This window comes from Amycolatopsis anabasis (genome assembly GCF_009765355.1).
Lineage (GTDB): Bacteria > Actinomycetota > Actinomycetes > Mycobacteriales > Pseudonocardiaceae > Amycolatopsis > Amycolatopsis anabasis.
In genome coordinates, this window is sequence record NZ_VTHK01000008.1 from 174,497 (window position 1) to 185,774 (window position 11,278).

Sequence of the window (11,278 nt, forward strand, 5' to 3'; positions counted from 1 at the left end):
CCGAAGCGGAAAACCCGCCATGCGCCGGGTTGGTTCCCCGTAAGGTGGTAGGGCTGATTTCGCTGAGGGAAAGGGACCGCATGGCGTCGTGGCACGACCTGGTGCAGTACGTCAAATCCACGTACCGGGTGCTCCGGGAAGAACCGGACGAACTTCGCATCGAGTACTCATTCCGGCAATACGGTGACGACGATCGCACCCAGGTCATCGTTCTCGCCCACGAGGTTCTCGACAAGAAGCACGACTGGGTGCAGATCGCCTCACCGTGCGGCCTGGCGTCCCAGATCAACCTCCGGAGTTTCCTGGAAGAAATCGGGCACACCACCATCGCCGGCGGCGCCGCGATCATGGGTGAGCACGTCGTCATCCGGCACTCCCTCCCCCTGGAGAACGTCGACTTCAACGAGTTCAACGACCCCCTCGACCTGGTGGCCTGCACCGCCGACCAACTGGAGGAGCAGTTCGTCGGCGGCGACGACTACTAGCCCCGCAACCGGACCGGGAGCGCGGTCAACCGGCTGCCCTGGTTGCCGCCGAGATCGGCCTGCCGGAGTTCGGCGAACGGGACGGCGAGGCGGGCGCCGGGGAATTCGGCGCGGAGCACGTCCACCGCGGCGCGCAGTTCCAGCTGGGCGAGCCGCGCGCCGATGCAGTAGTGCGCACCGGCGCCGAAGGTCAGGTCCTGCCCGTCCGGTCGCCCGGGATCGACGTTCGCACTCTGGATGTCGACGAGCACGGGCGATCGGGCGGGCAGCCGCACCCCGGCGAGTTCGACCTCGGTGGTGGTGAAGCGCCACAGCGTGAACGGCGCGGGCGGGTGCAGCCGCAGCACCTCCCGCACCAGCTCGTCCGTCGTGACCGGCGCCAGGTCGCCCTCGAGTGCGTGCGCGAGCAGGAAACCCAGCGCCGCGTCGGTGGTGAGCTGGCCCGCGAAGAGCAGCCCGAAGAGCAGGTAGTGCACCTGGGCGTCGGTCAGCTCGCCGGGGACCCGGTCGCGCAGTTCGGCGGCGAGGCCGTTCCGCCCCGCGGCGCCGCCCAGTTCCAGGAACGCGGCCACGGCCGCCCCGCGTTCTCCGGGGTCGGCGCTGAGCATGCGCTTGCAGGCCGCGGTCGCGTCGTCGATCCGGTCGAGCGGCACGCCGAGCAGCTCGAACAGGACGGTGAGCGGGAACCGCGTGGTGAAATCCGCCATCAGGTCGACCGGATCACCGGTGAGCCCGGTGAGCAGTTCCCGGGCGATCGCGGTGATCCGGCCGGCGTGCTCGCCCATCCGCCGGGCGGAGAAGAGCGGCGCGTGCGCGCGGCGCAGTCGGGTGTGCGCCGCGCCGTCGAGCGTGGTGAGCGAGGGCTGCTCGGCCGCGGCGGGCTCCAGCTCGGCCGGATCCCAGTCCACCGGCGCGAACGCCGGATCCTTGACGATGCGGGAGTCGGTGAGGACTTCCCGCGCCAGCGCGTCGCCGGTGACTATCCACACCGGACCACCGGCCGGCGCGTCGGCGCGAACGATCGGCCCGGTGGCCCGCAACGCGGTGTGCGCGGTTTCCGGTTCGGCGACACCGCGGACGGCGGCGGCGAACGGGTCGATCCCGGCGTGTGGAGCGTCGGACATGTTTCCTCCTGGGCGAACCGGTGTTTTCGAACGGCCCGGAGTGTCGCGCCTTGAGCGCCTGCAGTAAGAGCGTTCCGTGATCAACCCGTGATCATTCCGTTATCGATCCTGCCTGGGGAGGAGTGCTCTCCGGCCTCGAGCAGGAGGTGACTCGGCGAGCGGGGGCCTAGCGTTCGGACGATGAGGACACGAATCTTCGCGCTGCTCGCCGCGGTGGCGGCACTCGTTTCGTGCGCGCCCGCAGCGGCGGCCGCACCAGGAGTCCCCTGGCACCCGTGCGAGGACAACGCGAAGGTCGAGTGCGCGGTCGTGCCGGTGCCGATCGACTGGGCGAAACCGGACGGGCCGAAGATCGACCTCGCGGTGGCCCGGCGCCCGGCGGCGGATCCCGCGCACCGGGCCGGATCGCTCGTCTACGCCCCGGCGGGGCCCGGGAGTTCCGGGGTGGACGCGGTCGCCAACGACCAGATCTTCGGCCTGCTGTTCCCGCCGGAGCAGGCGGCCCGGTTCGACGTCGTCAGCTTCGATCCGCGCGGGGTGCGCCGGAGCCATCCGGTGCTGTGCGACGAAAAAGCACTCGGCGAGCTGAACCACCCCGCACCGCGGAACGCCGCGGAGTTCGACCGGTTGCTCGCCGCGCAGGCCGCGCTCGGCCGGAGCTGCCGGGACCGCACCGGCCCCCTGATCGACCATCTGGACAGCAACGTCCAGGCCCGCGATCTCGACGCGCTGCGGGCGGCCCTCGGCGAACAGACCCTGAACATCTACGCGCTGTCCTACGGGACCGTGCTCGGGCAGATGTACGCGGAACTGTTCCCCGGCCGGATCCGCACGCTCGTGCTCGACGCCAATGTGGACCACAGCGCGAGCACCGAGCGGACCGACGTGACCGGATCCCGTGCCGCGCAGGAATCCTTCGACGTCTTCGTCCGCTGGTGCGCGGCGAGTGCCGCATGTTCCTTGCGCGGTAAGGATGTCAAGGCCATCGTCGCCGATCTCTACGCGAAGGCCGACGCGGGCGAGCTGACCGATCCGGACGATCCGGCGGTGCGCCTGGACCGCGGTTCGCTGGCGCAGAAGATCCTGGAACCGCTCGGGAACGCGGACGTCGCCGGGGTCGCGCGCCGGATCGCCGCACTCGCCGGTCCGCGCCCCGCCGCGCGGGCGGGCGCGGGCGGACCCGCGCCGAACGCGTTGCCCATCTACCTCTTCTGCGCCGACCACCGCAACGACATCGATTCGTACCGCGATCTCCAGCGCGTCCGCGCACGGTCGGCGGCGGTCGCACCGGACGTGAAAACGGGCTGGCACGGGGTGCCCCAGCTCTGCGCCAACCCGCCGTTCCGCACGACGAACCCGCCGCACCGGCTGCACGTGCGGGGCGCACCGCCGATCCTGGTGACCAATTCCCGTTACGACGACTCGACCCCGCACGCGGGCGCGGTGCGGGTCGCCGAGCAGATCGGCAACGCGGCGCTGGTCACCTACGACGGCCTCGGCCACGGCGCGGCCCCGCGGGGCCGGTGCATGCGGGACGTGGTTTCGGCCTACCTCATCGACCGGCGAGTCCCGGCCGCGGGCACGCGGTGCCCGGCGGTGCCGCTGCCGTAACGGTGCTAGGGGGTCACCAGTCCAGCCTCGTAGGCGAAGATCGTGAGCTGGACCCGGTTGGCGGCATCGAGTTTGGCGAAGATCCGGGTGATGTGGGTTTTCACGGTGGCTTCGCTCAGGTGCAGTTCGGCGGCGATCTCCGCGTTGGGCTTGCCCCGCGCGACCGCGGTGACGATCTCGCGTTCCCGTTCGGTGAGGGTGGCCAGCCCGGCCCGGGCGCGGTCGCGCCGGGGATTGGCCCGTGCGGCGACGAACTGGCCGATGAGTTTTCTGGTGGCACGCGGGGAAAGCATCGCCTCCCCGGCGGCGACCACGCGGACCGCGTCGATGATCTCCCGCGGGCCGCCTTCCTTGAGCAGGAACCCGCTGGCGCCCGCGCCGAGGGCGTCGAACACGTACTCGTCCAGGTCGTAGGTGGTGAGGACGAGGACCTTCGGCGGGCGGGGAAGCGCGGTGACCGCGGCGGTCGCGGCGAGGCCGTCCATGCGGCGCATCCGGATGTCCATCAGGACGACGTCCGGGGCGTGCAGGGTCACCTTCGACACGGCTTCGTCGCCGTCCCCGGCCTCCGCGACGACGACGATGTCTCCGGTGCTGGCGAGGATCATGGACAGCCCGGTGCGCACGAGGGGATCGTCGTCGACGAGCAGCACTCGCAGGGGGCGCTGGTTCACCCGAACATATTAGTGCCGCGCCCAGGGCAGCCAGGCGCGCAGGGCGAACATCCGCTCGTCGGTGGGCCCGGCGCTGACGTTGCCGCCGAGCAGCGCGACCCGTTCGCCGATACCGGTCAGGCCGGTGCCCGAGCCCGGTGACGGCTCGGCGGCCCCCGCGCCGAGCGGGTTGACGACCTCGAGGGCGAGGCCGACCCCGGGGCCACCCCGGACGAACACCTCGGCCGCCGCGCCGGGGGCGTGCCGCAGCACGTTCGTGAGCGACTCCTGCAGGACCCGGTAGGCCGCGGTGCCGAGCGGGGCGGGCGCGGCGGCGGCCTCGTCGATCAGGATCGTGACGTTCACGGCGAGGCCGGATCGGCGCGCGTTCGCGATCAGTTCCGGGATGTCGGACAGGGTCGGCTGCGGGCGCACCGGCCCGCGCGGATCCCCGTCCGGTTCCGCGAAACCCTGGCCGTCCCGGAGCACGCCGATGACCTGGCGGAGATCCTCCAGCGACTGGCGGGCCGTGGTGCGCACCGTGCGCGCGACCTCGGTGGCCTGCGCGGATCCCGCGCCCCGGCTGACCTCGAGCGCCCCGGCCTGCAGGGAAAGCAGCGAAAGGCGGTGCCCGAGCACGTCGTGCATCTCGCGGGCGATCCGGGTGCGCTCCTCCCGCCGGGTCATCTCCGCGCGCAGTTCCCGTTCGCTGGCCTCCCGGCGCGCCAGCTCTCCGCGGACGCCCCGCACGGTGCCCACGATGATCGGGATGGCGGTCATGATCGCGGCCATCAGCAGGATCCCGATGACCTGGCCCGCGCTGGTCTGCGTGCCGACGATCCGCCCGGCGACCGTCACCTCGGGGTTGCGGTGGGCGTCCCGCCACACGGCGAGCGCGGTCGCCGCGTAGACGATCGCGCCGCCCGCCCACAGCACGCGGTCCCGGCGGTGCGCGGCCAGTGCCGCGAGCGCGATCAGCGCGGCGAGCGAGTCCGCGGCCAGCAGCAGCGGGGGAACCGCGGCCACGCCGGTGACGACCACGGGCCACCGGTGCCGCCAGCACAGCAGGGCGGCGGCGTCGAGCGCGGCGAGGAAGCTGAGCACGGACAACCAGGACAGGTGGAGCCGGTCGTCGCCGGACACGTAATCGTGGGCGCCGAAGACGTAGAAACTGCTCAGCACGCTCGCCGCGACCGCGACCACGGTGATCGCCACGCTCAGCACACGCCTTCCCATGCGCCGAGCCTACGGAGTGGCCCGCACCGGCCCGCATCAGCGTTTCCGCTCGATCGCGCGGGCGAAGTGACGACTTTCGTCGTAACGCGTCGACGCGTCGCGGAGGACGCGCCGGAATTCGCCCGCTGATTGCATCGGCGTCCGGTAAATCCCGTGGAAAGGAAACGACCCGTGACCCAGCAGACCCCCTACCCGCCGGCCATGCCACCCCAAGCCGCCCCGGCTCCGCCCCGCAACGGCCTGGGCACCACCGGATTCGTCCTCGGCCTGGTGGGGCTGGCCTTCTCCCCGATCCCGTTCGTCGGGGTCGTCGCCTGGCCGCTGGTCATCCTCGGCGTGGTCTTCTCCGCGGTCGGCCTCGCCCGCGTGCGGAAGGGCAACGCCACCAACAAGGGCCTCTCCATCACCGGGATCGTGCTGTCCCTGCTCGGCCTGGGCGTGTGCATCACCTGGATCTTCGTGTTCAACCGCGCCGTCGACGAGGTCAACGAGGAACTCAACCGGACCGCGAGCGTCACCTACGAGGTCACCGGCACCGCCGAGAACGTCGAAGTCCTCTACGGCGAGGTGCTCAACCCGCGCACCGAAACCGCCCCGACCTTGCCCTGGACCAAGAAAACCGAGAACAAGGGCGCCTTCAAGGGCGGCACCCTCACCGCCCTGGCCGACGAGAACGGCGGCTCGGTCACCTGCAAGATCACCGTCGACGGCAAGGTCGTCGCCACCAACACGGCCTCCGGCCCGCTGGCCCAAGCCGTCTGCACCGGCATCTGACCCGGCGAATTCGGTGCGGTGCGGGCGAATTCCCTCACCGCACCATTCGGGTGTGCGCACCGACCTCGGCCAGCCCGCACGATTCCGGTTTCCCGCTCCGGCCGCCCACCGCCCGCCACGCCTGGTTGACCAGGTACCGCCACGTCGCTTCCAGATTCCGGTACTCGGCGGCGTACCAGGTCGCCACCTGCCCGGGGGTGTCGAAGGTGAGCGGTGTGATGCCGGGGCTGACCGGTTCGAGCCGGAGCTGGCTGTCGTGGCCGACCGCGGTCGTCGCCGCGCTGGCCGTGTGCAGGTACCAGTCCAGCATCCGCCGCCGCGCCGCGTCCCGCTCGGTCGCCGTTTCGTCCTCGTGCGCCCGCTCGGCGGCGTAGACGCGCAGCAGGTCGTGAAAGCGGAAGCGGCGACCGTGCCGTTCCAGCATGTGCGCGCCGACCAACCGATCCAACCGGCGCCGCGTTTCGGCTTGCGAGACACCGGCGAGCGCGGCCGCCGCGTGCAGGCCGAGATCGGGGCCGGGATGGAGCCCGAGCAGCCGGAACACGCGCGCGTCCGGGGGTGGCAGGGCGCGGTAGGACCAGGAGAACACCGCGCGAACCGCGGTGGTGTCCTCGTCCCCGTCCGGGGTCAGCGCGTCGAGCCGGGAGCGTTCATCGGTCAACTCCGCCACCAGTTCGGTCAGCGGAACCGCCGAGGTCGCGGCCCGTTCCGCCACGATCCGCAACGCCAGCGGCAACCGCACGCACAGCTCGGCCAACGATTCGAGGATCGCGGTCCGGTCGCGGTCGGAGCCGAGGATGGAACGAAGCAACTCGACCGCTTCCGCGAGCGGAAGCACATCCAAGGTGACCCGCTCGGCTCCTTCCCGGGCAACCAACCCGGACAGGCGGTTGCGGCTGGTCACCACCACCAGGCAGGTTCCCTCACCGGGCAGGAGCGGCCGGATCTGCTCGGCGGAGCAGGCATTGTCGAGCACGATCAGCATTCGCCGCCCGGCCAGCACCGACCGGTACAGGCACTGCTTGGCGGCCAGATCGCCGGGGACCTTCTCGGCGGGGACGTCCAAGGCATGCAGGAAGTTCTCCAGCACCGCGTCGGGGTCGGCGGGCACTCCGGCGTGGTCGTAGCCGCACAGGTTGGTGTACAGCTGCCCGTCCGGGAACCGGTCTCGTACGCGGTGTGCCCAGTGCACCGCCAGGGCCGTCTTCCCCACCCCCGCGGTACCCGCGATCGCGGAAATCACCACGGCCCGATCCCCGTGGTTTTCCGCCTCCGGGATCAGTGCGTCCAACTTCTCCAGATAGCCGGATCGCCCGGTGAATCCCCGCACGTCCGCCGGTAACTGGTGCGGCACGGGCAGCGGCGAGTTCCCCAGATGAACGTCTCGAGCCTGTACGACGGGCCCGCTCGCCGCACTGGACAAGAAATTATGGACCCCCTCCACAACCATTCCTTTCCATCCGTCCGAAGCAGACGCCTACGGTAAGCGATAGCTGATCGGACTACGAGTGCCCGACGCCTTGATCGCTGTACGAATATGTGCCGCGAGCACACCTGCGACCGATAACCTGGCCGTTTCGCCATTTCGACAACGGCTCCCGTGGTGTGTGCGACAAGATCGTCGAAAACTAATTCCACAAACACCTGTGGTGGGATTTCGATTGTTTTGCGAAGTAACCAATTCGGCGAGGTCCCGCGCCAAGGCGGACGAGGAGGCCGCGCCGGTAGGGCTCAGGAGCCGGTGACGTTCACCGAGAAGTACACCGGCCGGGAGGCCGGGAAGAACGATCTGCCGGAACGGTCGACCATCTTGAAGCTCACGGTGCACTGCGTGGGCGTGGCCGGCGCGGTGACCTGAACCATGACCTTCACGCGCTCGTTGGGCAGGACGTCACCGATCGGTGTGCGTTCCGGGGTGACGCAGTCCCCGGGCTCGATCGGGAGCTCGCGGCGCTGGAGGTACCGGTCGTGCCAGACGGCCGTCCCGGCGTTCTCGATCTCCCACACCTTGGTGAACGTCTGGCCGGTCCGCACCGTCGCACCGTCGGGGTAGGTCACGTCGACGACGAAGCGGCTGAGGTCGCCGGGGACGAGTGGTTCCTGATCCGTCGGCGTCGTCCGCGGGGCCGCCGGCGGGGTTTCGGCGGGCCGGACCGCGGCGACGACCGCGGCCGTGACGATGCTGCAGACCACGGCGACCCCGCTGGTCAGCAGCGCCACGCCGCGGGTGGACCAGCCCCGTCTCGCCGTCCGTCCGGGCTCCGGGGACGGTTGTTCTTCCCGCGGGGCGGGCAGGTCTTCGGGCCCGTCCTGGAGCCGTTGCCAGCGAGCCTTCCACTCGGCCTCGTCGCCGCCACAGGCCCGGACGAACTCCCGCGTCGTGTCCCAGGACGGCATCCGGACACCCTGCGCCGCCTCGTGCAGGGTCGTCCGGGAGACGTATCCGGACACCTCGGCCATCTTCCGGAACGACGGGTCACCGGCCGCGGCCCGCAGCCGGCGCAACTCCGCCGCGAACTGCGCGATCTCGGCCTGCCGGGTCCGACCGGCGCCGGGAACCACCTCGTCCGACACGTCAATCCTTGTCCGAACTTCTGTCCGGTCCTTCCGGACAGTGCGCCGACCGGGTGAAGCTGTTCGGGCAAGTGCAGGTCAACCGGCTGCGCCGTTGGGTTCAACGGTAGCGGACCACTGGTTGGCCGGAGTCCGATGGTCACGACCGAGAAAGCCAGAGTGTTTACATGAGCGAAGTGAAGTCGGCCAAGCGCGGCCGCATCGTCGCCGCCGTGGCGACGTCCGTGGTGGTGTCAGCGCTGTCGATGGGGTTCACCGCCGGGTCGGCGTCCGCGGCCGACGCGCACGCGATGAGCCTGTGCAACGGCACGGCGTCCGGTGCCCTGCTCAAGTGGGGGCCGGTCTCCAAGCAGTGCTCGTACACCAGCCCGGCGAGCGGCTGGAAGGGGAAGCTCAAGGTCACGTGGAACGTGCAGTCGGGCACCAACCAGTACGCGTGCGTCCAGGCGCGGATGGGCAAGGCCCGCAACCCCGACAAGTGGCAGTCCGTGGGGTGCGGGACGTCCGGATCCGGCACGGTCAGCTGGCCGGCGAACACCGCGTCGAACCTCGAGGTGCGGGTCCAGGCCAGGCCGAACGCGCTGGTGGCCAATGTGGACTACTCGATCTGACCCATCTTCGATGCGGTGAAGCGGGGTGCCCAGTCGCCGACTGGGCACCCCGCTGGCGTTTCCCGATCAGGGGTAGTAGACGCCGTTGTACCACTGCCCCCGCGCGTCGTCGGAGTAGACGTCGACGTTGAAGTTGTAGTTCCCGTGCTTGCCTTCCCAGAGGTACCCGGGCAATCCCGAGGCCGCGTTGAGGTCGCAGATGATGTCATCGGTGCAGAGCGTCAGCGTGGGAATGTTGCCGAAGAAGTTGTCCGCCCAGGCGAGCGGGAAACCGATGAACGGACCGATGGCCGGATGCGCCGCGGCCCCCGCGTTTCCCGGCCCCGCGGCCCGCTTGGGATCGGCGATCAGGACCGCGTTCACGTTGTCGATGGTCTGCCAGTTCTCGGTGACCCAGGTGTGCACCACCGCGGCGCCGAGCGAGAACCCGACCGCCTTCACGTGCTGACCCGGGCACCCGTTGCGCTGGTCGCGGATCAACCGGTTCAATTCGTTGACGCCTTGCCGGGCGTTGTAACCGATCGGCTGGGCCGGATACCCGACGCGCTGGCTGATGTCGCCCTGCCAGTACGGCGCGTTGGAGTCGTTGTCCCCGGTCCCACCGACCACGATCGTGTAGGTACCTTCACACGAAGCCGCCTGCGCCACGGGCGCCGTCACCAGGCAAAGCCCCGTGAACGCAAGAAGACCGGCCAAGGAAACCGCAATCTTTCTCAACTCAACCTCCGTCACCAAAGGCCCGAGCGGCCCCGACTGCGGTGAAGGCTCCCAGCCCACGATGAAATCCCAGTGAAACCCGATGTCGCCTAGCCGTTGTTCGGGGAGGTGCCCGGCCCATCACTGCTGACAGGAAGCAGTGAGAATCCTCGTGACCCGTCGTGCGCTAGGAACCACGCGGCGGCAGCATCGAGCGGTTGCCCGGTGCTACGACGTCCAGGGCAACCGCTCGACTGCGAATGAACCGGCTGACTTCACCGGTCGCCAGTACCACCCCCGCCCCGGACGCCGAGCGGAAGTTTGGACAACAGCATGCGAATCATGACCTCACCTTCTTTCCGAAATCATCCGGCACGGCCTTCCTTTGGGCGCGCCGGGAGCTTGAGCAAGCGCAGGAAAAGGGACTGGAGTAGGTCCGCAGACCGTCGTGGCGCCGAGGTGATTCGCTGATGCGGCGTGTTCGCGGTCGCGGTCAGGTCGAGCTGCCCGTGCAGCGCGTGGGAAGGGTCGAGTACAGGCAGCCCGACGAGCGCTGAACGGGCGGCCGCCCGTTCGAGCGGATGGGCCAGGAAAACCGGCTTGCCAATCGCCGCCGCATAAGAAGTGACGATCCCGTGGTCGCCGATCACATAGTCGGACGCGACCAGGAGAGGGCACCAATCCTGGCCAGGCTGGACAAAAGCCACGCCTTCCTGTGACGCCTCCTCGCACCACGCCATGACCTGCCGACTACCGTGCCCAATCCAGACAGCTGGGTGCAGTTGGCAGAACACTCGGTCGTTTCGATGCCGATTGGCCCGACCGATCGCGGCCAGTATTCCTGGCGACCGGCCGAACAGCGACTCCGGCCCCCGCGACGAGAGTACGAGACCGACACGTTCGCCTGCCTTGACGCCGAGTTTTCTGCGGATAGCGGTGCGAAGTCCGATGGTCCGCAACAGGCGGTCGAAACTCGGATCTCCGACGACCTCCGCGTGTTGCCCGATGTCGGGAAACGTGCTCCGCAACAGTGCAACGTCGCGCCGCTGGGGCAACCCGACCGCGAGCGGAATCGGGTGGCCAGCGGCACCGCGCCGCTTACGCACTCGCCGAATCGCGGCGACTCCCGGGCGGCCGTGGTGGTCGACCGGCTGGCCCTGATCCCCCAGTGCGGGAAGCAGCAGGGCCGGGGCGCCCAGCGAGTCTATGGCCGTTCCCGAGATGGATACGACCAGGTCGAACTGCTCGTGGACGGCCTGGTCCCAGGGAGTTTCCAGCGCCCCCTGCGCTTTCAGAAGATCACCGACGCCGTTGTCCTTCGGCCCCGGGGGACGAGTGAAGACCACCTGGACATCGGACACTTTCTCCGCGGCCGCGAGCACGTCGAACAGGCGTTGACCTCCCGCCACGCTGTGCACGACCGCCAGGACCACCCGATTGACGACCCGCGTATGCCCTACGCCTCCGCCGGTGCCATGGGGCACCGGCCACCTTTCCCGTTCGATCATTCATCG

The 11,278-nt window shown here is 69.8% G+C and carries 11 protein-coding genes; 4 read left to right on the plus strand and 7 right to left on the minus strand.

The window, feature by feature from the left end:
- Nucleotides 1–80: 80 nt before the first annotated feature.
- Nucleotides 81–485, plus strand: a complete 405-nt coding sequence (locus FXO23_RS13375; RefSeq protein WP_158884534.1) for a type III secretion system chaperone family protein — start codon at nt 81–83, stop codon at nt 483–485.
- On the opposite strand, the gene FXO23_RS13380 is transcribed toward FXO23_RS13375, so the two are convergent.
- Nucleotides 482–1,609: a cytochrome P450 gene (locus FXO23_RS13380; RefSeq protein WP_158884536.1), complete on the minus strand. Its 1,128-nt coding sequence runs from the start codon at nt 1,607–1,609 to the stop codon at nt 482–484. The genes FXO23_RS13375 and FXO23_RS13380 overlap by 4 nt on opposite strands.
- A gap of 180 nt (nt 1,610–1,789) precedes the next feature.
- Between FXO23_RS13380 and FXO23_RS13385 the strand changes: the two genes are divergently transcribed.
- Nucleotides 1,790–3,220 (plus strand): alpha/beta hydrolase, encoded by a 1,431-nt coding sequence (locus tag FXO23_RS13385; RefSeq protein ID WP_158884538.1) that lies wholly within the window; start codon nt 1,790–1,792, stop codon nt 3,218–3,220.
- 5 nt (nt 3,221–3,225) lie between these two features.
- On the opposite strand, the gene FXO23_RS13390 is transcribed toward FXO23_RS13385, so the two are convergent.
- Together FXO23_RS13390 and FXO23_RS13395 are read right to left on the minus strand one after the other, a co-directional pair.
- Complete coding sequence (locus FXO23_RS13390) at nt 3,226–3,873, minus strand: response regulator (protein ID WP_158884728.1); 648 nt, start codon at nt 3,871–3,873, stop codon at nt 3,226–3,228.
- Nucleotides 3,874–3,903: 30 nt separating this feature from the next.
- The gene (locus FXO23_RS13395) at nt 3,904–5,109 is read right to left on the minus strand and encodes a sensor histidine kinase (protein WP_179956759.1); all 1,206 of its coding nucleotides are present in this window, start codon (nt 5,107–5,109) and stop codon (nt 3,904–3,906) included.
- A gap of 171 nt (nt 5,110–5,280) precedes the next feature.
- Here FXO23_RS13395 and FXO23_RS13400 point away from each other — a divergent pair, with 171 nt between their 5' ends.
- Complete coding sequence (locus tag FXO23_RS13400) at nt 5,281–5,883, plus strand: MmpS family transport accessory protein (protein WP_246257190.1); 603 nt, start codon at nt 5,281–5,283, stop codon at nt 5,881–5,883.
- A gap of 34 nt (nt 5,884–5,917) precedes the next feature.
- Here the strand turns inward: FXO23_RS13400 and FXO23_RS13405 are convergent, their stop codons facing one another.
- The gene (locus FXO23_RS13405) at nt 5,918–7,237 is read right to left on the minus strand and encodes an ATP-binding protein (RefSeq protein WP_158884540.1); all 1,320 of its coding nucleotides are present in this window, start codon (nt 7,235–7,237) and stop codon (nt 5,918–5,920) included.
- 377 nt (nt 7,238–7,614) lie between these two features.
- Nucleotides 7,615–8,457: an NBR1-Ig-like domain-containing protein gene (locus FXO23_RS13410; RefSeq protein ID WP_246257199.1), complete on the minus strand. Its 843-nt coding sequence runs from the start codon at nt 8,455–8,457 to the stop codon at nt 7,615–7,617.
- 167 nt (nt 8,458–8,624) lie between these two features.
- Between FXO23_RS13410 and FXO23_RS13415 the strand changes: the two genes are divergently transcribed.
- Nucleotides 8,625–9,068: a hypothetical protein gene (locus FXO23_RS13415; RefSeq protein WP_158884542.1), complete on the plus strand. Its 444-nt coding sequence runs from the start codon at nt 8,625–8,627 to the stop codon at nt 9,066–9,068.
- Nucleotides 9,069–9,134: 66 nt separating this feature from the next.
- Here FXO23_RS13415 and FXO23_RS13420 read toward each other — a convergent pair whose 3' ends face one another.
- Both FXO23_RS13420 and FXO23_RS13425 read right to left on the minus strand, forming a co-directional pair.
- Nucleotides 9,135–9,728 carry a cutinase family protein gene (locus FXO23_RS13420; RefSeq protein ID WP_246257201.1) on the minus strand — a complete coding sequence of 198 codons (594 nt, stop codon included), beginning with the start codon at nt 9,726–9,728 and terminating at the stop codon, nt 9,135–9,137.
- Nucleotides 9,729–10,129: 401 nt separating this feature from the next.
- Nucleotides 10,130–11,272 (minus strand): hypothetical protein, encoded by a 1,143-nt coding sequence (locus tag FXO23_RS13425; protein ID WP_158884546.1) that lies wholly within the window; start codon nt 11,270–11,272, stop codon nt 10,130–10,132.
- Nucleotides 11,273–11,278: the final 6 nt, after the last annotated feature.